This window comes from Pseudomonas sp. GW821-FHT01E10 (assembly GCF_059422365.1).
The window spans coordinates 355,660-374,966 of record NZ_JBWKWT010000002.1; the positions used below are offsets into that span (position 1 = coordinate 355,660).

20 protein-coding genes and 1 pseudogene are annotated in these 19,307 nt (G+C 60.1%); 11 read left to right on the forward strand and 10 right to left on the reverse strand.

The genetic code is table 11. The features are described from left to right. Nucleotides 1-5: 5 nt before the first annotated feature. From AC07V0_RS05295 to AC07V0_RS05305, 3 genes are all read right to left on the reverse strand, one after another. Nucleotides 6-839 carry a phasin family protein gene (locus tag AC07V0_RS05295; protein WP_064615917.1) on the reverse strand — a complete coding sequence of 278 codons (834 nt, stop codon included), beginning with the start codon at nt 837-839 and terminating at the stop codon, nt 6-8. 10 nt (nt 840-849) lie between these two features. After that, nucleotides 850-1,272 (reverse strand): phasin family protein, encoded by a 423-nt coding sequence (locus AC07V0_RS05300; protein WP_064615915.1) that lies wholly within the window; start codon nt 1,270-1,272, stop codon nt 850-852. Between the two features lie 227 nt (nt 1,273-1,499). After that, nucleotides 1,500-1,775: a polyhydroxyalkanoic acid system family protein gene (locus AC07V0_RS05305; RefSeq protein ID WP_064615913.1), complete on the reverse strand. Its 276-nt coding sequence runs from the start codon at nt 1,773-1,775 to the stop codon at nt 1,500-1,502. Between the two features lie 154 nt (nt 1,776-1,929). Between AC07V0_RS05305 and ubiE the strand changes: the two genes are divergently transcribed. From ubiE to AC07V0_RS05360, 11 genes and pseudogenes are all read left to right on the forward strand, one after another. After that, nucleotides 1,930-2,700, forward strand: a complete 771-nt coding sequence (gene ubiE / locus AC07V0_RS05310) for a bifunctional demethylmenaquinone methyltransferase/2-methoxy-6-polyprenyl-1,4-benzoquinol methylase UbiE (protein WP_007936800.1) — start codon at nt 1,930-1,932, stop codon at nt 2,698-2,700. Then, a complete protein-coding gene (locus AC07V0_RS05315) occupies nt 2,700-3,323 on the forward strand; it encodes a ubiquinone biosynthesis accessory factor UbiJ (RefSeq protein ID WP_018929159.1) in 624 nt (207 codons plus the stop codon). Before ubiE ends, AC07V0_RS05315 begins: the two co-directional genes overlap by 1 nt. Then, nucleotides 3,320-4,924 carry a ubiquinone biosynthesis regulatory protein kinase UbiB gene (ubiB, locus tag AC07V0_RS05320; RefSeq protein WP_495019480.1) on the forward strand — a complete coding sequence of 535 codons (1,605 nt, stop codon included), beginning with the start codon at nt 3,320-3,322 and terminating at the stop codon, nt 4,922-4,924. The genes AC07V0_RS05315 and ubiB overlap by 4 nt, the downstream gene beginning before the upstream one ends. Nucleotides 4,925-5,015: 91 nt before the next feature. Then, the gene (gene hisI, locus AC07V0_RS05325; protein WP_018929161.1) at nt 5,016-5,417 is read left to right on the forward strand and encodes a phosphoribosyl-AMP cyclohydrolase; all 402 of its coding nucleotides are present in this window, start codon (nt 5,016-5,018) and stop codon (nt 5,415-5,417) included. Beyond that, nucleotides 5,410-5,742, forward strand: a complete 333-nt coding sequence (locus AC07V0_RS05330; protein ID WP_018929162.1) for a phosphoribosyl-ATP diphosphatase — start codon at nt 5,410-5,412, stop codon at nt 5,740-5,742. The genes hisI and AC07V0_RS05330 overlap by 8 nt, the downstream gene beginning before the upstream one ends. Nucleotides 5,743-5,766: 24 nt before the next feature. Further along, nucleotides 5,767-6,045: a twin-arginine translocase TatA/TatE family subunit gene (locus AC07V0_RS05335; protein WP_018929163.1), complete on the forward strand. Its 279-nt coding sequence runs from the start codon at nt 5,767-5,769 to the stop codon at nt 6,043-6,045. Nucleotides 6,046-6,055: 10 nt separating this feature from the next. Further along, entirely contained in the window at nt 6,056-6,496 is a 441-nt protein-coding gene (tatB, locus tag AC07V0_RS05340) for a Sec-independent protein translocase protein TatB (RefSeq protein ID WP_495019481.1), read from the forward strand. Further along, complete coding sequence (gene tatC, locus AC07V0_RS05345; RefSeq protein WP_018929165.1) at nt 6,493-7,287, forward strand: twin-arginine translocase subunit TatC; 795 nt, start codon at nt 6,493-6,495, stop codon at nt 7,285-7,287. Before tatB ends, tatC begins: the two co-directional genes overlap by 4 nt. Then, the gene (locus tag AC07V0_RS05350) at nt 7,284-7,991 is read left to right on the forward strand and encodes a 16S rRNA (uracil(1498)-N(3))-methyltransferase (RefSeq protein ID WP_018929166.1); all 708 of its coding nucleotides are present in this window, start codon (nt 7,284-7,286) and stop codon (nt 7,989-7,991) included. The genes tatC and AC07V0_RS05350 overlap by 4 nt, the downstream gene beginning before the upstream one ends. A 354-nt stretch (nt 7,992-8,345) precedes the next feature. Further along, nucleotides 8,346-9,326, forward strand: a pseudogene (locus AC07V0_RS05355) (methyl-accepting chemotaxis protein); the annotation flags it as partial. Nucleotides 9,327-9,467: 141 nt separating this feature from the next. Next, nucleotides 9,468-10,181 (forward strand): methyl-accepting chemotaxis protein, encoded by a 714-nt coding sequence (locus AC07V0_RS05360; RefSeq protein WP_370741088.1) that lies wholly within the window; start codon nt 9,468-9,470, stop codon nt 10,179-10,181. An 84-nt stretch (nt 10,182-10,265) separates the two neighbouring features. On the opposite strand, the gene AC07V0_RS05365 is transcribed toward AC07V0_RS05360, so the two are convergent. From AC07V0_RS05365 to pip, 7 genes are all read right to left on the reverse strand, one after another. Continuing rightward, nucleotides 10,266-11,000, reverse strand: a complete 735-nt coding sequence (locus tag AC07V0_RS05365; RefSeq protein ID WP_007936789.1) for an amino acid ABC transporter ATP-binding protein — start codon at nt 10,998-11,000, stop codon at nt 10,266-10,268. After that, nucleotides 10,993-11,952 (reverse strand): amino acid ABC transporter permease, encoded by a 960-nt coding sequence (locus tag AC07V0_RS05370; protein ID WP_490135160.1) that lies wholly within the window; start codon nt 11,950-11,952, stop codon nt 10,993-10,995. The genes AC07V0_RS05365 and AC07V0_RS05370 overlap by 8 nt, the downstream gene beginning before the upstream one ends. Before the next feature lie 166 nt (nt 11,953-12,118). Then, a complete protein-coding gene (locus AC07V0_RS05375) occupies nt 12,119-12,916 on the reverse strand; it encodes a transporter substrate-binding domain-containing protein (protein WP_026286648.1) in 798 nt (265 codons plus the stop codon). 230 nt (nt 12,917-13,146) lie between these two features. Beyond that, nucleotides 13,147-15,726, reverse strand: a complete 2,580-nt coding sequence (mdoH, locus tag AC07V0_RS05380) for a glucans biosynthesis glucosyltransferase MdoH (RefSeq protein ID WP_495019482.1) — start codon at nt 15,724-15,726, stop codon at nt 13,147-13,149. Beyond that, a complete protein-coding gene (locus AC07V0_RS05385) occupies nt 15,719-17,524 on the reverse strand; it encodes a glucan biosynthesis protein G (protein ID WP_026286649.1) in 1,806 nt (601 codons plus the stop codon). The genes mdoH and AC07V0_RS05385 overlap by 8 nt, the downstream gene beginning before the upstream one ends. Nucleotides 17,525-17,844: 320 nt before the next feature. Continuing rightward, the gene (gene dtd, locus AC07V0_RS05390; RefSeq protein ID WP_018929172.1) at nt 17,845-18,282 is read right to left on the reverse strand and encodes a D-aminoacyl-tRNA deacylase; all 438 of its coding nucleotides are present in this window, start codon (nt 18,280-18,282) and stop codon (nt 17,845-17,847) included. Then, nucleotides 18,279-19,250, reverse strand: a complete 972-nt coding sequence (pip, locus tag AC07V0_RS05395; protein ID WP_018929173.1) for a prolyl aminopeptidase — start codon at nt 19,248-19,250, stop codon at nt 18,279-18,281. Before pip ends, dtd begins: the two co-directional genes overlap by 4 nt. Nucleotides 19,251-19,307: the final 57 nt, after the last annotated feature.

The window sequence follows — 19,307 nt, forward strand, 5'->3', positions numbered from 1 at the left end:
GGAAATCAGGACTGACTGGTTGGCGCCGATGGAGTCGGTGCGATAGTCGGGGTTACAGCAGGGGTCGGCGCAGCGGCGGAGTTCGCCGGACTGACCGGGGTTGCCGGTTTGGCGGCAGCCACTGCTGGTTTCGGAGCGGCCGCTTTCGGGGCGGCTGGTTTTTTCACTGCTGGCTTCTTCGCCGCAGCGGGTTTGGCCGCTGCGGTTTTAGCTGCAGGTTTGGCCGCTGGTTTAGCGGCTGGTTTTGCGGCAGCTTTTGCAGCGGGTTTAGCAGCGGGTTTAGCGGCCGCTTTGGCTGCAGGTTTCGCAGCAGCAGTTTTGGCTGCCGGCTTGGCGGCAGGTTTCGCTGCGGCCTTGGCCAATGGCTTGGCAGCGCTTTTAGCTGCCGGTTTGGCCGCCGCGGTTTTCGCCGCAACAGGCGCAACCTTGGCACCGGTGAGTTTTTCGATTTGCTTGGTCAGGGTATCGACCTTGCTGTGCAGTGCCTTGACTTCATTGCGGCTCGGTACACCCAGGCGCGAAATGGCGCTGTTCAGGCGCTTGTCGAAAGCCCCTTCCAGCTCATCCCACTTGCCCAGTGCGCGATCTTTCACGCCGCTGATGCGCGACTTGGCCGACGAAGCGGAGTCCTTGGCAGCATCGACAGTCTTGCCGACAGCGCTCTTGGTGAGCTTCTCGGCTTTCTCGCCGTCCTTAACCAATGCATCGAAGAGTTTGCTGCCGTCAGTATCAATCTTCGAGTACACGCCTAAACCAGCCAGCCAGATCTTGCGGGAGTAGTCTTCGACCTTCCCGATCCACGAGCTGCCTTCTTTTTCAGTATTCTTTTTGCCAGCCATCCCGTTCTCCTTAAGATTTACGCGCGACACGTTCGAGCAATGCTGTCAGCTCATCGAGCTTAGCAGAGAGTGTCTCCACGTCATGTTTAGACGGAATGCCGATACGATTCAAGGCACTTGCGATACGCGTATCGAAAGCCTTCTCGACTTTGTCGAGTTGAAGTTCGACTTTGCCTTTGAAAGTACTCACCTCACTCTTGGCTTCATCGATCTCGGCATTAGCCGCTTCAAGTTTCTCAGCAACTACTTTTTTGCCTTTCTTTTCAACAGCTTGACCAGCCTTGATCAACTCTTGAACGTACTCGCCACCCTCTTGACCGACCTTGGTGTAAGCACCCAGGCTCGCCAGCCAGATCTTGCGGGCATACGATTTGACGTCGTTCAGAGTGTTGGTCTCAACGTCGACTTTTTTCTTCACAATAACTTTGGCCATGGTCCACCTCACGCGCAGAAGGGTTGAGGAACTGCCCGCGAAAGTGTCGGGCTCAGGCACAAAGTAGGGAGAAAAATTAGAAACGGCACCCTAACAACCGCAACAATTGCGTGCCGTGGAATACCTGTAGGAGCGAAGCTTGCTCGCGAAGGGGCCGGTCCATCCGCACCATCTTCGATGGCAGGAACTCTGCCTTCGCGAGCAAGCTTCGCTCCTACGGGTCGTCATCACGCGAGGGCTTTGTCGAGAGCCCTTTCGATTTCCGATTTGATGGTGCTGCTCATGGCGGACATCAACAGCCCCAATTCGACATCAACCCGGATCGAATCCTCGCCCACATGCACTGCCCCTTTCACACCGGAGCGCTTGAGGTTCAGCGTGTCGCCAGACCACTGTGGCTCCAGGCCATATTGATCGGACAGTTTCTGCGCCAACTTGTCGGCCTTCTCGCGGGCCGCTTCCTTACCCAGGCCATGGGCACGCTCAACACTAATATGGGCCATCGAATGACTCCTGCTTTATGGACACTTCCTGAAGCATCTTGACCGTTACTGCGTCAAAACGTCCCGGTTTCTCTATATCTTACCTTCAGCCTTGCCAAGACAAAGCAGGCCACCGGGATTAGAATGTCCCGCATTCTATTTTGGTGACAGCGATATGACTGATCAGCGCAAAGGCAGCGATGCCGAACCCACCACTCACTTCGGCTTCAAAAACGTTCCGGAAAGCCAGAAAGCGGAAAAAGTCGCTGAGGTTTTCCACTCGGTAGCCGCCAAGTACGACTTGATGAACGACCTCCTGTCGGGCGGCATGCACCGTCTGTGGAAGCGTTTCGCGATCGAACTGTCGGGCGTGCGTGCCGGTAACCGCGTGCTGGACATCGCCGGCGGCACTGGCGACCTGACCAAAAAGTTTTCGCATCTTGTGGGGCCAACTGGTCAGGTAGTGTTGGCCGACATCAACGAATCCATGCTCAAGGTCGGTCGTGACCGCCTGCTGGATCTGGGTGTGTCCGGCAACGTCGAATTCGTCCAGGCCGACGCTGAAAAGCTGCCGTTCCCGGACAACCACTTCGACTGCGTGACCATCGCTTTCGGCCTGCGCAACGTGACGCATAAAGAAGACGCCCTGCGCTCGATGCTGCGCGTGCTCAAGCCCGGCGGTCGCCTGCTGGTGCTGGAGTTCTCCAAACCCACCAACGCACTGATGTCCAAAGCCTACGATGCCTATTCGTTTGCCTTCATGCCGTTGATGGGCAAGCTGATCACCAATGATTCGGAAAGCTATCGCTACCTGGCCGAATCGATCCGCATGCACCCGAATCAGGAAACCCTGAAGTCGATGATGGTCGAGGCCGGTTTCGACCGCGTGACCTACCACAACATGACCGCAGGCATCGTCGCCCTGCACCGTGGCATCAAACCCTGATGTTGCTGGCCGGCCTGCTCGCCAGCGTTGAACTCGGTCTGAACCGGGTGCTGCGTCTCGACAGCACGGCGCTGCCGCGGCTGGCGCATTTGAGTGGCAAGGTGATTGCCGTCGACTGCCGCAGCCCGGCGTTGCAATTGTTCATCCTGCCCAGCGATGAAGGCCTGATGCTGGCGTCCCACTGGGAAACCGGTGCCGACTGCACCTTGCGCGCACCGGCCTCAAGCCTGCTGAAACTGGCGACGAGCAAAGACAAGACGTCGGTGCTGCATGCCCCGGAAGTCGAACTCGACGGCGACAGCGGCGTGCTGCTGGAACTGGCGGCGGTCCTTCAGGACCTGGAGCTGGACTGGGAGTATGAACTCTCGCGCTGGCTGGGGCCTGTGGCCACGCAACTGGTCGGAGGTCATCTGCGCAGCCGCGCACGCTGGTATCAGCAAGGGTTCGCCAGCCTCAACCAGAACCTGGGCGAATACCTGGCCGAAGAATCGCGCACCCTGGTCGGTCAGCGCGAAGCGGAAGCCCGTTTCAGTGAACTGGACCAGATCAAACTCGATCTGGAACGTCTCGAGGCGCGTTTCGAGCGCCTTTCCCGATCCCTCGACCCAAGCGATAACGCATGAAGCTGCTTGCCGTCCGCCGTTTGTTGCGCATCCAGCGCGTCGTGATCCGCTACCGCCTCGATGACCTGCTGTTCGCCCTGCCATTGCCCTGGTTTCTGCTGGCGCTGCGCTATGCCTTGCCGTGGCGCTGGTTCCCGCGCAAGCCCCTGGACCTGAGCCGTGGCGCACGATTGCGCCTGGCGTTGCAGGACCTTGGGCCGATTTTCATCAAGTTCGGCCAGATCCTTTCGACACGCCGCGACCTGCTACCCGAAGACATCGCCGATGAGTTGATGATGTTGCAGGACCGCGTGCCGCCGTTCGACTCACAAGTGTCGGTCCGGCTGATCGAAGAGCAGCTCGGCAAAAAGATCAGTGAAGTCTTCTCTCGTTTCGACGTCGAACCGCTGGCCTCGGCCTCGGTGGCGCAGGTGCATGCCGCGCAGCTGAAAACCGGTGAAGAAGTGGTGGTCAAGGTGATCCGCCCAGGCCTCAAACCGGTGATTGCCCAGGACCTGGCATGGCTGTTCATTCTGGCCCGCGCCGCGGAAAAACTCTCGGCCGACGCCCGTCTGCTACACCCGGTGGACGTGGTCAGTGATTACGAAAAAACCATCTACGACGAACTCGACCTCCTGCGCGAAGCCGCCAACGCCAGCCAGTTGAAGCGCAACTTCGACGGTTCGCCCCTACTGTATGTGCCGCAAGTCTATTGGGACTGGTGCCGACCGAAAGTGCTGGTGATGGAGCGCATCTACGGGATTCAGGTCACCGACCTCGCGACCCTGGCCGACCAGCGCACCGACATGAAAATGCTCGCCGAGCGTGGCGTGGAGATCTTCTTCACCCAGGTGTTCCGCGACAGTTTCTTCCACGCCGACATGCACCCCGGCAACATTTTCGTCAGCACCGTGCAGCCCTGGAGCCCGCAGTACATCGCCATCGACTGCGGCATCGTCGGCAGCCTGACCCCGGAAGACCAGGACTATCTGGCGCGCAACCTGTTCGCGTTTTTCAAGCGTGACTACCGGCGTGTCGCGCAATTACACATCGACTCGGGCTGGGTACCGGCGGAAACCAAGCTCAACGAATTCGAAGCGGCGATCCGCACGGTGTGCGAGCCGATCTTCGAAAAACCGTTAAAAGATATTTCCTTTGGTCAGGTACTGATGCGCCTGTTCCAGACCGCTCGACGCTTCAACATGGAAGTGCAGCCGCAGTTGGTCTTGCTGCAAAAAACCCTGTTGAACATCGAAGGCCTGGGTCGTCAGTTGTACCCGGACCTCGATCTGTGGAACACCGCCCAGCCGTTCCTCGAACGCTGGATGCGCGAGCGCGTCAGCCCCAAAGCCTTGCTGGGCAACGTGCAGAGCCAGTTCGAGCAACTCCCGCACCTGGCCAACATGGCCCGCGACCTGCTTGAGCGCATGTCCCAACCCCACGCCAACGACCCGCCGCCTCCGTGGCACCGGCGCAAGGACGACGTGTTCCTGCACCTGCTCGGCACCGCTCATCTGGCGGGTGGCACGATACTCGCAGCCGGTGGCCCGTTGCACGAACTGGGGCATTGGCCCGCCGGAATCATGGTGGCGATCGGCTTGTATCTGGTCGTTCGCCGATAGCCAGTTGGATCATCGGCTGGCACACTGTTTGAACGCTGAATTTGAACATTGGCCTCAACTATTGAAGTAGAGCCCGCTGTCGGAGTCGAAGATGAAAAACTGGCTGGACGAGATCAAGTGGGACGCCGATGGCCTGGTGCCCGCGATTGCCCAGGATCACAAGACCGGACGCGTCCTGATGATGGCCTGGATGAACCGCGAAGCACTGCAATTGACCGCCGCCGAGAACCGTGCCATTTACTGGTCACGTTCCCGTGGCAAGCTGTGGCGCAAGGGCGAAGAGTCCGGCCACGTGCAAATCCTGCATGAGATGCGCCTGGACTGTGACGCTGACGTGATCATCCTGATGGTCGAGCAGATCGGCGACATCGCCTGCCATACCGGCCGTCAGAGCTGCTTCTACCGCGTTTTCGAGAACGGCGACTGGAAAACCGTCGACCCGGTTCTCAAAGACCCGCACGCTATCTATTGCGCAGGACATACTCATGACTGACACCCTGACCCGTCTGGCCCAGGTGCTGGAAGAACGCAAAGGCGCCGCCGCCGACAGCTCGTACGTCGCCAGCCTGTACCACAAGGGCTTGAACAAGATTCTGGAAAAGGTCGGCGAAGAGTCGGTCGAAACCATTATCGCCGCCAAGGATGCCGCCATCAGCGGTGACTGCAGCGATGTGATCTACGAGACCGCCGACCTGTGGTTCCACAGCATGGTCATGCTCGCCCAGTTGGGGCAACATCCACAGGCTGTGCTCGATGAACTGGACCGTCGCTTCGGTCTGTCCGGACACGTCGAGAAAGCCTCGCGTCCGTCCGCCTGAATAATTATTAGAGAGGAACGCAACATGGGCATTTTTGACTGGAAACACTGGATCGTCATCCTGGTTGTCGTGGTGCTGGTGTTCGGCACCAAGAAATTGAAAAATCTCGGCACTGACGTGGGCGAGTCGATCAAGGGCTTTCGCAAGGCCATGAACGACGAAGAGAAACCGGCCGACCCGACAGCGACTCCGGCCCAACCGGTTCCGCCGACCCAGCCACAGGCCACAACGTCTGTGAACCCGCCGCACACCATCGACGTGCAGGCGCAAAAAGTCGAAGAGCCGATCCGCAAAGACTCGTGAGCACTGACTAATGTTTGGTATCAGCTTCTCTGAACTGCTGCTCGTCGGCCTCGTCGCCCTGCTGGTGCTGGGCCCCGAGCGCCTGCCGGGTGCTGCGCGCACCGCTGGCCTGTGGGTCGGGCGGCTGAAGCGCAGCTTCAACGCGATCAAACAGGAAGTTGAACGTGAAATCGGTGCCGACGAAATTCGCCGGCAACTGCACAACGAGCACATTCTGTCCCTGGAGCAGGAGGCGCGGAAGATTTTCACGCCGACCCAGCAGGAGCCAACGCCGGTGGAACCTGTGGCGACGCCGACGATTCATGCGCCGGTCGCCGAGGCTGCGCCTGTCACTGCACCGACAGAAACCGTAAAAGCCGCTGAAGCGGCGCCGGTCGAACCCGTTCCTCCTGCGGCGGCGCCGACAGCTCCCGCCCCTCATGACCCAACATTGCCGCCGCGAGCCCCATGAGCGATCTCCCCGAAAACGACCAGCACATGCCACTGGTCTCGCACCTCACCGAGTTGCGCACCCGTCTGCTGCGCTGTGTAGCGGCGATTTTCATCATCTTCGCCGGGTTGTTCGCCTTCACCCAGCAGATTTACACCTTCGTCTCCACGCCGTTGCGCCAGTACCTGCCGGCCGGCGCGACGATGATCGCCACCGACGTGTCGTCGCCGTTCCTGACGCCGCTGAAGCTGACCATGATGGTCTCGCTGTTCCTGGCAATCCCGGTGATCCTGCATCAGATCTGGGGGTTCATCGCGCCAGGCCTGTACAAGCACGAGAAGCGCATCGCCGTGCCGTTGCTGGTCTCCAGCATCCTGCTGTTCTACACCGGCATGGCCTTCGCCTATTTCCTGGTGTTCCCGCTGATCTTCAAGTTCTTCGCCGCTGCCACCCCGGCCGGCGTGGAAATGATGACCGACATCACCAGCTACCTCGATTTCGTCATGACGCTGTTCTTCGCCTTCGGCGTGGCGTTCGAGATCCCGGTGGCCGTGGTGCTGCTGGTGTGGATCGGCGTGGTCAACGTCGCCTACCTGAAGAAAATCCGCCCGTATGTGGTCATCGGCTGCTTCGTGGTCGGCATGATCCTGACGCCGCCGGACATCTTCTCGCAGACGCTGTTGGCCGTACCAATGTGGTTGCTGTTCGAGATCGGCGTCCTGTTCGGCAGCCTGATCAGCAAACGCGGCGAGCACCCGGACGAAAAACCGGCTGACGATCACAACGATCAGCCGCCAGCGACCCAAGCGTGAACCTGCTGCTCCTCGAGGAGGCCGATTTCATTGCGGCCGACCGGGCGATCCTGCGCGATCGCCGCTTGACCCATATGCAGGAAGTCCACCGCTGTGAAGTGGGTGACAGCATGCGCGTCGGGCGTATCGGCGGGCTGATGGGTGCCGCCGAAGTGCTGCGCCTGGACGCTGACGAAGCCGAGTTGCGCGTCACCCTCGACCAGCCGCCACCAGCCAAGCTGCCACTGACCCTGGTGTTGGCCCTGCCACGCCCGAAAATGCTCCGCAGGGTGTTTCAGACCGTGGCCGCCATGGGTGTGCCACGAATCGTTCTGGTAAACAGCTATCGCGTCGAGAAGAGCTTCTGGCAAACCCCGTTCCTGGAACCTGAGGCGATTCGCGAACAATTGATCCTGGGGCTTGAACAAGCCCGGGACAGCGTGCTGCCGGAAGTCGTCATCGAGAAGCGCTTCAAACCTTTTGTCGAAGATCGCCTGCCAGCAATCACTGAAGGCACTCTCGGCCTGGTCGGTCATCCCGGCAATTACCCGCCCTGCCCCCGTGGCCTGGACGAACCCGTGACCCTGGCCATCGGCCCCGAAGGCGGCTGGATTCCTTACGAAATCGACCTGCTGGCCAAGGCCGGCCTGCAACCGGTGCAGCTCGGCGAGCGCATCCTGCGGGTCGAAACAGCCGTCACTGCGCTGCTTTCGCGGCTGTTTTAAAATCAAACGGGGCTTGTCCTAATGCCGGTAAGTTAAGCCACGGACCCTGTAGGAGCGAGGCTTGCCCGCGAAGAATGCACCGCGGTCTTTCAGGCATTACGCGTTATCGTTCTTCGCGGGCAAGCCTCGCTCCTACAGGATCTCCGTCGCTCAAATTTCTTAACATCAGGGCAAACCCCTCACCGCCCGAGCATTGCGCCGCGCCTACAGAATCTCGCCTGCCTGCCGATACAGTCCCCATAAAACCAATCAATGGTCCGAGGGAGTCGCAGCATGTACCGATGGCTAGCCGAGAAACTGGGAAACGTAAGCGTCAATCGCAAGTTGAGTGTCGGCTTTGGCCTCGTGCTGCTCATGACCCTCCTGATCACTTTCACTGGCTGGAATAGCCTAGGCAGTGTGATCAGTCGCGCAGACAAGCAGAGCTACATCTCCGGCCTCAACGAGTTGGGCAAGGATTTGCGAACCGCCCGTCTCGACTACGAAATGCGCCGTGGCGAACAAGGCCCGGCAGCCGTCAGCGAACTCTTGGGCAAGCTTGACGATGGCGTGCAAGTCGCCCTCAAAATGTTTGTGCGCATCTCGGACCAGGAAGTGCTCAATCAGCAACTGGCCACCATCGGTGATTACAAACGCGCCTTTGCCGACATGACTCAAGCGACGCAGAACCGCGAATCGGCCCGATCCAAGCTCGGCGCCACCGCCGACAACGCTGTGGCCAAGGTGACAGAAGTCGAAAAGTCCTTGCTGCAAGGCGACAGCGTCACTCAATTCAACAGCGTGGTCGAGCTGAGCAAACTGCTCCAGCAAGCGCGCTTCCAGGTTCGCGGTTATACCTACAGCGGCAAGCCCGAAGCCGAGCAACCCGCGCTGGATGCCATCGACAACGCCCTGAAAAACCTTGAAAGCCTGCCGGGCAAACTGCCAGAACAACACAGCGCCAACCTGCAACAAGCCACCGAATCGCTCAAGGGCTACCGTGTCGCAGTCAGCCAGTTCCGCGATTCGCAAGTGGCCAGCGCCGTCGCCCTCAAGAAGATGGTGGATCAAGAGACCCGCTTGAATGACCTGAGCGCACAACTGACCCGCTCGCAAACCGACAAGCGTAACCAGGAGACGGCCCAAGCGAAAAGCACGCTGATCATCGTGACCGTCCTGGCATTGGCGTTTGGTCTGCTCGCAGCCTGGATCATTACGCGGCAGATCGTCGTTCCACTGCAACAGACGTTGGTGGCAGTCGAACGTGTTGCCTCGGGCGATCTGAGCCATAACCTTGAGGTCGCTCGCAGCGACGAGCTGGGTCAATTACAAAGCACCCTTCAGCGGATGGTCGTCAGTCTGCGGGAGCTGATCGGCGGCATCAGCGACGGCGTGACCCAAATCGCCAGCGCCGCTGAAGAACTGTCTGCCGTTACCGAGCAGACCAGCGCCGGGGTCAACAGTCAGAAGGTCGAAACCGATCAGGTGGCCACCGCCATGCACGAAATGACCGCCACCGTTCAGGAAGTCGCGCGCAATGCCGAGGAAGCGTCCGAAGCCGCCGTCGCCGCCGACCAGCAGGCCCGCGAGGGTGACAGGGTGGTCGGCGAAGCCATCGCCCAGATCGAGCGCCTGGCCCTCGAAGTCGGCAATTCCACTGCCGCCATGGGCGATCTGAAGCGCGAAAGCGACAAGATCGGCAGCGTGCTCGACGTGATCAAATCCGTGGCCCAGCAAACCAACCTGCTGGCGCTCAACGCCGCCATCGAAGCCGCTCGCGCCGGTGAAGCCGGGCGTGGCTTTGCAGTGGTCGCCGACGAGGTCCGCAGCCTGGCCCAGCGTACTCAGAAGTCCACCGAAGAAATCGAAGAGCTGATCGTTGGCCTGCAAACCGGCACTCAGCAAGTCGCGACCATCATGGACAACAGCCGCAGCCTGACCGACAGCAGCGTCGAACTGACCCGCCGTGCCGGTGGCTCACTGGAAAGCATCACCCGTACCGTGTCGGCGATCCAGTCGATGAACCAGCAGATCGCCGCTGCCGCCGAACAACAGAGCGCGGTGGCCGAAGAGATCAACCGCAGCGTGCTGAACGTGCGTGACGTATCCGAGCAGACCTCGGCCGCGAGTGAAGAGACCGCGGCCTCCAGCGTCGAGCTGGCGCGGTTGGGGACGCATTTGCAGATGCTGGTGGGCAGATTCAAGGTTTAACACCACACAAAGCAAAAAGATCGCAGCATTCGGCAGCCTGTAGTAGGAGCTGCCGAAGGCTGCGATCTTTTTTGGGCGATGCGGTTACAAAACCTGGCGCAAAAACGCCTGCGCACGCGGATCCTTCGGTGCATCGAAGAACTCGGCCGGCGAGGCATCTTCCAGCAATTTGCCGTGATCGAAGAACAGCACCCGGTCCGCCACTTCCCGGGCGAAGCCCATTTCATGGGTAACGCAAACCATGGTCATGCCTTCCACGGCCAGGGTCTTCATCACATCCAGCACTTCACCGACCATTTCCGGGTCGAGCGCCGACGTCGGCTCATCGAACAGCATGACTTTCGGCTCCATCGCCAACGCCCGGGCTATAGCCACGCGCTGCTGCTGACCACCGGACAGGCGCGATGGAAACTCGTGGGCCTTCTGAGCGATACCAACCTTTTCCAGCAACACCATGGCCTTGGCCTCGCGCTCCTTCTTGCCGCGCTTGCGCACGACTTTCTGGGCCAGGCAGAGGTTTTCCAGCACGGTCATGTGCGGGAACAGGTTGAAATGCTGAAACACCATGCCGACTTCGCGGCGGTAGGCGTTGACGTCGGTTTTCGGGTCGGCCAGTTGCAGACCGTCGATGCTCACCGAACCGGAGTCGAACGCTTCCAGGCCATTCAGGCAGCGCAGAAAGGTCGACTTGCCGGAACCGGACGGGCCGATCACCACCAATACTTCGCCCTTCGCCACTTGGGTGGTGACGTTGTCCACCGCGCGAACCACCTGGCCGCGGGTGTCGAAGACTTTTATCAGATCGCGGACTTCAATCACTTTGCGCGAGCCTCCGCTCAAGCCGACTGGCGATTTTCGACAGCGGCAGGTTGATCAACAGGTACAACCCGGCCACGCAGAACAGGATTTCGAACGGCGAGAACGAGGTAGTGATGACTTCACGACCGCTTTTCAACAGTTCGGTAATCGCGATCACCGACACCAGCGAGGTGTCTTTGACCAGACTGATGAACTGCCCGGCCAGCGGTGGCAGCACGCGCTTGAACGCTTGCGGCAGCACCACGTGGCGCATCGACTGGCCACCGCTCAAACCGAGGGAGCGCGCCGCTTCGTTCTGGCCGCGTGCAATCGATTGCACGCCAGAGCGGATAATCTCCGCCACGTAGGCACCGGTGAACAGCGATAGCGCGGCGATCCCGGCGAACTCCCGGGAGAGGTTCATCACGGTGCCGATGAAGAAGTAGAAAATGAAAATCTGCACCAGCAGCGGCGTACCGCGCACCAGCTCGACGTAGATCGTCGAGAGGTCGCGCAGGGTCGGGTTGTTCGACAGGCGGCACAGCCCGGTGGCCAGGCCGATCAGCAGGCCAAGCACGCCAGACACCAGGGACAACCACAACGTGGTCCAGAGCCCCCATAGCAGCGGGCCGGCGGCCCAATGCCGGGTCACGCCGATCACATCGCCTTCGGCCACATCATCGCCTTGCGCGACTTGCAGGCTGTTGTCGTCAACCGTCAGGTGCTGCTCATCCCCTGCATCATTGCGCAGGGTGACTTCAGCCTTGCTGCCCTTGCGCACCAGCTCACTGACGGTGGAGATGTCGGCCGCGCGCTGGGACTCTTCGGCGTGGTAGGCGAAGTACTGCGGCACACGGTTCCAGCGCCATTCGTAGGACATCAGCGAGGTGGCGTAGTACAACGCGCCAGCCAGGCCGATCAGCACCAGCACGGTTAATACGTGCCAGGGCCATTGGGTTTTTTTCTGTTTCATTGGGGTTTGCAGGTTCCGAATGCTAAGTCGCTGGGGAGGACGCCTTCGCGGGCAAGCCTCGCTCCTACAAGGGATCGCGTTTGCGCAAGATTGGGATTACTCCAATCCCGCCTGTAGGAGCGAGGCTTGCCCGCGAAGGGGGCGACTCGATCTATCTGACCGAGTGTTACTCCATATCCTTGAGCCAAGCGGTGTCTTTAAACCACTTGTCATGGATGCGATCGTAGGTGCCGTCTTCGTGGATCTGGTGCAGGAAGTTGTTGATGAAGTTGAGGCTGTCGTAGTCGCCCTTCTTCAGGCCGAAAGCCAGGGGTTCATAGGTGAACGGCTTGTCGAGGAACAGCAGTTTGCCGTTGCCGACCTTGTTCACCGCCACGACGTTGTAAGGCGCGTCGTAGATGAAGGCGTCAGCCTTGCCGTTGACCACGTCGAGCACCGCTTCCTGCTCATTGTCGTAGCCGTGGTATTTGGCTTTGGAAATGAGTTTTTTGGCGACCATCTCGCCGGTGGTGCCGAGCTTGGAGGTGATGCGGTAGTCGGCGGTATTCAGGTCTTTATAGGACTTGATGGTGCCTTCCAGCTCCTTGCGGATCAGCAGTGTCTGACCGACCACGATGAAGGGCTCGCTGAAGTTCAGGCGCAGGTTGCGTTCCTGGGTCAGGGTCATGCCACTGCCGATCATGTCGAACTTGTCGGTCAGCAGGGCCGGGATGATGCCGTCGTAGCCGGTGGATACCATTTCCAGCTTGACGCCCATGGCCTTGGCCATGGCTTTGAGGATGTCGACTTCGAAGCCGATGATTTCGCCGCGCTTGTTGGTCATTTCGAACGGCATGTAGGTCGGGTCCATGCCGACTTTCAGCGTGCCGCGCTTGACCGCGTCATCGATGGCACCGGCCTGCGCCGCGCTGACTGCAACCAATGCCGTGACGCCGACCAGCAGCATCGACAGATACTTCTTCATCTTCAAGTCCCCAAAACCCATCGCATTGTGAGGCACGCAAACCGCAGGTTTCCTTTGGGAAACCGGCAGATACGAACAGAAAGTTGTCCGGGCGCACCAATTCGGGGACGGATGCTAACGCACTCGGCCGTTTGCACAAGGGGTTGAGGGAGATTTGTTTGATCGTTCCCACGCAGAACACGGGAGCGATCATCAGCACAAAAAAAACCCCGCTTTCGCGGGGTTTTTCATTATGCCAACTGAGGCTGCACGCTCAACGGCTTGAGCGGCAACAGCGGCGCATGCGGATCGGCATCCACCGAAGTGCGCCAGGCCTGCAGCCACTCGGCATGGCCTTCGCTCCAGACCTGCTCATGCAAGCGACCCAGTGCCACCGGATCACTCAGCAGGGCCACGCGCTCGTTGTTGGTCAGCCCTTCAGGCCCGACCTTCATCGCATGGCGAACCCGCTCGATGCGCAGCCATTCGATCGGCTCGGCCTGACGGTGACGAGACGTCGCCAGCGCACACGCCAACGCGTTCTGCTGTGGATCGACCACCGACCGGACGAAGCCGTCGTGCAGTGCATGCCAGCGGTTTTCGTGGGTGTACTGATCGGTCGCCAGCAATGCCTGCGGCGGATTGTATTCCTCAGGAATCAGGAACAGGCTCTCGTCACGGGATTTCAGGCCCAGGCCGACACGACTGGAGATCACCGACACCGGAATCGACAGCATCAGCGAACCGACGATCGGCACCAGCCACCAGAGGAAGCTCGGGTTCAGCCAGATCACCAGCAACGCCCAGAAGAAACCCAGCGCTGTTTGCGGACCGTGACGCTTGACCGCCTCGCTCCAGGGCGTGGAGTCGTCGTCACGTTGCGGCGAGTTCCAGGTCGCGGCCCAGCCGAGGAACGCGGCGAGCACGAAACGGGTGTGGAAAATCATCCGCACCGGCGCCAGCAGCATGGAGAACAACATTTCCAGCAGCATCGACAGCGTCACCTTGAACCTGCCACCGAACTCTTTCGCGCCCTTGGCCCAGATCAGGATGATGCTCAGCAGCTTCGGCAGGAACAGCAGCACGATAGTCGTCGAGAACAGTGCGATCGCCTTGTCCGGGTGCCATTGTGGCCACAGCGGATAGAGCTGGCGCGGTTCCAGGAAGTACTGCGGCTCCATCAGCGTGTTGGTCGCCAGCAGGGCTGTCGACAGCACGAGGAAGAAGAACCACAACGGCGCCGACAAGTAAGACATCACGCCTGTCAGGAACACCGCACGGTGTACCGGGTGCATGCCCTTGACCAGGAACAGCCGGAAGTTCATCAGGTTGCCGTGGCACCAGCGACGGTCACGCTTGAGTTCGTCCAGCAGGTTCGGTGGCAGTTCTTCGTAGCTGCCCGGCAAGTCATAGGCAATCCACACGCCCCAGCCGGCACGGCGCATCAGCGCCGCTTCAACGAAGTCGTGGGACAGAATCGCACCGGCGAACGCGCCTTTACCGGGCAACGGCGCCAGAGCGCAGTGCTCGATGAACGGCTTCATGCGGATGATCGCGTTGTGGCCCCAGTAGTGGGATTCGCCCAACTGCCAAAAGTGCAGGCCAGCGGTGAACAGTGGACCGTACACGCGGGTGGCGAACTGCTGCATACGCGCATAAAGGGTGTCCATGCCCGACGCACGCGGCGCGGTCTGGATGATCCCGGCGTCCGGCGTGGCTTCCATCAGGCGCACCAGGCTGCTCAGGCATTCGCCACTCATTACGCTGTCGGCGTCGAGCACGACCATGTATTTGTAGTCACCGCCCCAACGACGGCAGAAGTCGTCGAGGTTGCCGCTTTTACGTTTTACGCGACGACGACGGCGGCGGTAGAAGATCTTGCCGAAGCCCTTGGCTTCACGGCAGACGTCCAGCCAGGCCTGCTGTTCGGCGACGCAGATATCGGCGTCGTTACTGTCGCTGAGCACGAAAAAGTCGAAGCGATCCAGGTTACCCGAGGCTGCAACCGACTCGAAGGTCGCCCGTAAACCGGCGAACACCCGCGGCACGTCTTCGTTGCAGATCGGCATCACCAATGCGGTGCGTGCGTCCTTGGCGATCGGCTCGTTGCCGGCGCTGGCGCCGGAAATGCGGTACTTGTCGCGACCGGTGATCAACTCGAGGAAGCCCATCAGCGCGGTCCAGAAACCGGCCGACACCCAGCAGAACAGAATCCCGAACAGAATCAGGATGCTGGTTTGCAACACGTAAGGCAGCACCTGGGCCGCAGTTTGCAGCAGCGGTTGGTGCAGGACTTCTTCCAGATCGACGAACGACCAGCCCTGGTAAGGCATGATGCCTTTCATGTACCAGCCGGCGACGATCGTCTGACCGAGCATCAGCACCAGCAGAATGTAACGACGGATCGAACCGACGGTGCGCCAGCGAGCTGCTGGCAACACGTTCTCGTCTTTCGGCGGCTTCGGCGGCTTCGGCGGGTTGGTGCGACCGGTCAGCCGACGCCAGCCACGCACCAGAATATTGGTGCGCCATGGCTCCGGAACGACTTTGGTCCGACGGATCGGCGGGGCTGCCTTGAGGCAAACCCGACCACTGGCGTCGAGTCCCAACATTTGCGCATCCGCCAGTTCTTCGGCGGTGTTCAGGGTCAGGCGCCGCCCGACCGACGCCTGGGCGGCATCGGTCGGCGCGTCGAACGCCTGGGACGACAGACGTTCGTGCAATTCACTGAAAGACTTGCAGCCCGCGAGTTCCGCGCGCTGCTCGTCGGTCATCGGCAAATGCGCCAGGTACTCGGCAAGCGTTTGTGGCTGTACTTGTGAATTACTCATCGGCAGGCAACTGATAGCTCCAGGTCTCGGTCAGGACTTGTTCAGTCGGTGCCGATTCCGGTGTGGCAGGGGCCGCTTCGGCAGCGACAGGCTGCTTGGCGTCTTTGTTGTCCTTGTCCTTGGTGTCCTTGACTTGCTGGGCTTGCGCTTCAGCTTGCTTGGCCTCCTTGTCCTTCTTCTCCTGCTGCTTGGCGGCGATCTTGTCGGCCTTGGCAACGGAAGAGCTGGACGCTGGCGCCGTGGTCTTGATCGTCTCGGCCGGCGTGATGGTCTTGACCAGTGCTGCACGCATTTCAGTGGACTTGCCCGGATCCTTGATCTTCATCCGCAGGGTCAGGCGCCAGCCCTTGGTTTCAGGGTTGTAACGGACACTGTTCTCGACCAGTTCCGCGTTGTCGCCAACGCTAACCTGGCTGCGTACTTCAGCATCTTCCGGCAAGTCTTGCAGGGACGGACCTTGGAAATCCACCAGGTAGGCCACGCTGCCGTCCGGCTGACGAATCAGGTTCGACTGCTTCACGTCACCCGTGGAACGCAGGGTCTGTTGAACCCAGGCGCTGTCCGCCGAATGCAGGGCGGCTTCGTCGATGGTCCAGTGCATGCGATAGGCGACGTCCAGGGGCTGACCAGGCTCTGGCAGTTTTTCCGGACTCCAGAAAGCAACGATATTGTCGTTGGTTTCGTCAGCGGTAGGAATCTCCACCAGATCGACGGAGCCCTTGCCCCAATCGCCTTTCGGCTCGATCCAGGCACTTGGGCGCTTGTCGTAGCGGTCATCGAGGTCTTCGTAGTGGCTGAAGTCACGGCCACGTTGCAGCAAGCCGAAACCGCGCGGGTTCTCGATCGAGAAGTTGCTCACGGCCAGGTGTTTCGGGTTGTTCAATGGGCGCCAGATCCATTCGCCGTTGCCGGCATGGATCGACAGACCGCTGGAGTCGTGCAGTTCGCGACGGTAGTTCAGCACTTTCGACGGCTGGTTGGCGCCGAACAGGAACATGCTGGTCAGCGGCGCAACGCCGAGTTTGGTGACCTTGTCACGCAGGAACATCTTGGCCTTGACGTCGACGACCGTGTCGCTGCCCGGACGCAGGGTCAGGCGATAGGCACCAGTGGCGCGCGGCGAATCCAGCAGGGCGAAGATCACCAGGTGCTTGTCGCCCGGCTTCGGCTGCTGAATCCAGAACTCGGTGAAACGCGGGAACTCTTCGCCGGACGGCAAGGCGGTATCGATGGCCATGCCGCGAGCGGACAAGCCATAGGTGTGGCCCTTGCCGACGACGCGGAAGTAACTCGCGCCGAGCATGGTCATGATTTCGTCTTGCTTGTCGGCCTTGTTGATCGGGTAGAGCACACGGAAACCGGCATAACCCAGCTGCTCGGTGGCTTTAGGATCGAACTTCATATCGCCGAAATCGAAACGACTTGGGTCGTATTTGATCTCTTCGACGGTGTTGGCCGTGATTTCGTTGATTTTCACCGGCGTATCGAAGTGCATGCCCTGGTGATAGAACGACAGCTTGAATGGGGTTTTCTGGTTAGCCCACTCGGCTTTTTCGGTGAGGAAGCGGATTTTTTGATAATCCGCGAATTTCATTTCACGAAATTCATTCGGCAGGTTACTGCGCGGGGCTTCGTATTTTTGCCCGGCCAGCTCTTTTGCCTTGACCGATACGTCATCCAGATTGAATGCCCAAAGCTGGCCGGCGCTGAACAGGCAGAGCAGTGCAGAGCCCGCTACCAGAGCATTTCGAAACCGTTTGGCAGACAATTTTGGTGCATTACAGGGACTAACAATCACGAGCAACCCTCGCCGAAAACAGATCAAAAAACCAACGGCCAGTTAAAGTGCCAGCACGGTGTACGGTGGAAAAAACCGACCCTGCGGACCACTCTTGCCAAGTTGGCGAGCATTGTTCCGACTCCCATGGGGCAAAATGATTCCCCAACAGGCCGCGGACAAGTCTCTACCTAAGTCAAAATGGACCAACGAACGCTGATCCCCGTAGCGCGCGATTATCTAGTAGGCCGCGTTACAACGCATCAGGGGGAAGCAAGTATTTATCGGGAAAAGCCTCTGTTTTCAGCCGAAACGCCCTTAAAAACATGTTTCAAGCGCTTTCACGTCTGTAACAGGAAGGTTACCGGGCCATCATTGACCAGGTGCACCTGCATATCCGCGCCGAATCTACCTGATGCCACAGTGCCATGCACCTGTTTCGCTTTGCCCAATAGATAGTCGAACAGCGCCTCGCCCAAGGCCGGGGGGGCTGCAGTCGAAAAACTCGGACGCAACCCGTTTTTGGTATCGGCGGCCAGGGTGAACTGCGAGACCAGCAACAACCCGCCGTCCACGTCAGCCAAGGACAGATTCATCTTGCCCTCGGCGTCACTGAATACTCGATAGTTAAGCAGTTTATGCAGAAGTTTGTCGGCGCTGGCCTGCGTGTCGTCGGGTTCGACCGCCACCAGCACCAGCAACCCCTGATCTATCGCACCCACCACCTCTCCCGCGACCTCGACTCGCGCGCCGCGCACGCGTTGCAGCAGGGCCTTCATGCTTCGTCAGGCGACAGGTCGAGCAAGCGACGGGCCATCTGATCGGCGGCGCGTACCAATGCATCGGTGATCCCCGGTTCGGACGCCGCATGGCCGGCGTCGCGGATCACCTGCAGTTCGCTGTTCGGCCAGGCTTGATGCAGTTCCCAGGCGTTGTCCAGCGGGCAGATCACGTCATAGCGACCATGGACGATGACGCCGGGCAAATGGGCGATCTTGCCCATGTCGCGGATCAGCTGATTCGGCTCAAGGAAAGCGTTGTTGGTGAAGTAGTGGCATTCGATGCGGGCGATGGACAACGCACGCTGGGGTTCGGAGAAACGATCGACCACCAGCGGGTTCGGACGCAAGGTCGCGGTGCGGCCTTCCCAGATGGACCAGGCCTTGGCCGCATGCATCTGGGCGATCTGGTCGTTGCCGACCAGGCGTTTGTGGAATGCCGTGAGCAAGTCGTCGCGCTCGTCCAGCGGGATCGGCGCGATGTAGTCCTGCCAGTAATCGGGGAACAGGCGACTGGCGCCACACTGGTAGAACCACTCGATTTCCTGGGGACGGCAGAGAAAAATCCCGCGCAGAATCAGACCGTGCACGCGCTCCGGGTGGGTTTGCGCGTAAGCCAGGGCCAGGGTCGAACCCCAGGAACCGCCGAACAGCACCCATTTGTCGATGCCCAGGTGCTTGCGAATCCGCTCGAGATCGGCGACCAGATCCCAGGTGGTGTTGTTCTCAAGGCTGGCGTGGGGCGTGGAGCGACCGCAACCGCGCTGGTCGAAGGTGACGATGCGATACAGGTTCGGATCGAAATACCGGCGGCTCTGCGCATCACACCCGGCGCCAGGGCCGCCGTGAATGAACACTACCGGCAAACCTTCCGGTGAACCGCTTTCGTCGACATACAGCGTATGGGTTTTATCGACGGCCAGATCGTGCCGGGCGTGGGGTTTGATCTGCGGGTACAAAGTCTGCATTGCGCGCTCCGTAAGGGGTCGAGGTCATCCCTGTAGGGACTTCTATTATTCTGCCGT

What these genes read in the sequence shown, in the direction of transcription:
- AC07V0_RS05370 (WP_490135160.1), bottom strand. Translation starts at nt 11,952, where the DNA reads ATGAAACAGAAAAAAACCCAATGGCCCTGGCACGTATTAACCGTGCTG.
- AC07V0_RS05360 (WP_370741088.1), top strand. Translation starts at nt 9,468, where the DNA reads ATGCACGAAATGACCGCCACCGTTCAGGAAGTCGCGCGCAATGCCGAG.
- tatC (WP_018929165.1), top strand. Translation starts at nt 6,493, where the DNA reads ATGAGCGATCTCCCCGAAAACGACCAGCACATGCCACTGGTCTCGCAC.
- dtd (WP_018929172.1), bottom strand. Translation starts at nt 18,282, where the DNA reads ATGAAGGCCCTGCTGCAACGCGTGCGCGGCGCGCGAGTCGAGGTCGCG.
- mdoH (WP_495019482.1), bottom strand. Translation starts at nt 15,726, where the DNA reads ATGAGTAATTCACAAGTACAGCCACAAACGCTTGCCGAGTACCTGGCG.
- AC07V0_RS05295 (WP_064615917.1), bottom strand. Translation starts at nt 839, where the DNA reads ATGGCTGGCAAAAAGAATACTGAAAAAGAAGGCAGCTCGTGGATCGGG.
- AC07V0_RS05300 (WP_064615915.1), bottom strand. Translation starts at nt 1,272, where the DNA reads ATGGCCAAAGTTATTGTGAAGAAAAAAGTCGACGTTGAGACCAACACT.
- pip (WP_018929173.1), bottom strand. Translation starts at nt 19,250, where the DNA reads ATGCAGACTTTGTACCCGCAGATCAAACCCCACGCCCGGCACGATCTG.
- ubiE (WP_007936800.1), top strand. Translation starts at nt 1,930, where the DNA reads ATGACTGATCAGCGCAAAGGCAGCGATGCCGAACCCACCACTCACTTC.
- ubiB (WP_495019480.1), top strand. Translation starts at nt 3,320, where the DNA reads ATGAAGCTGCTTGCCGTCCGCCGTTTGTTGCGCATCCAGCGCGTCGTG.
- AC07V0_RS05335 (WP_018929163.1), top strand. Translation starts at nt 5,767, where the DNA reads ATGGGCATTTTTGACTGGAAACACTGGATCGTCATCCTGGTTGTCGTG.
- AC07V0_RS05330 (WP_018929162.1), top strand. Translation starts at nt 5,410, where the DNA reads ATGACTGACACCCTGACCCGTCTGGCCCAGGTGCTGGAAGAACGCAAA.
- AC07V0_RS05375 (WP_026286648.1), bottom strand. Translation starts at nt 12,916, where the DNA reads ATGAAGAAGTATCTGTCGATGCTGCTGGTCGGCGTCACGGCATTGGTT.
- hisI (WP_018929161.1), top strand. Translation starts at nt 5,016, where the DNA reads ATGAAAAACTGGCTGGACGAGATCAAGTGGGACGCCGATGGCCTGGTG.
- tatB (WP_495019481.1), top strand. Translation starts at nt 6,056, where the DNA reads ATGTTTGGTATCAGCTTCTCTGAACTGCTGCTCGTCGGCCTCGTCGCC.
- AC07V0_RS05315 (WP_018929159.1), top strand. Translation starts at nt 2,700, where the DNA reads ATGTTGCTGGCCGGCCTGCTCGCCAGCGTTGAACTCGGTCTGAACCGG.
- AC07V0_RS05305 (WP_064615913.1), bottom strand. Translation starts at nt 1,775, where the DNA reads ATGGCCCATATTAGTGTTGAGCGTGCCCATGGCCTGGGTAAGGAAGCG.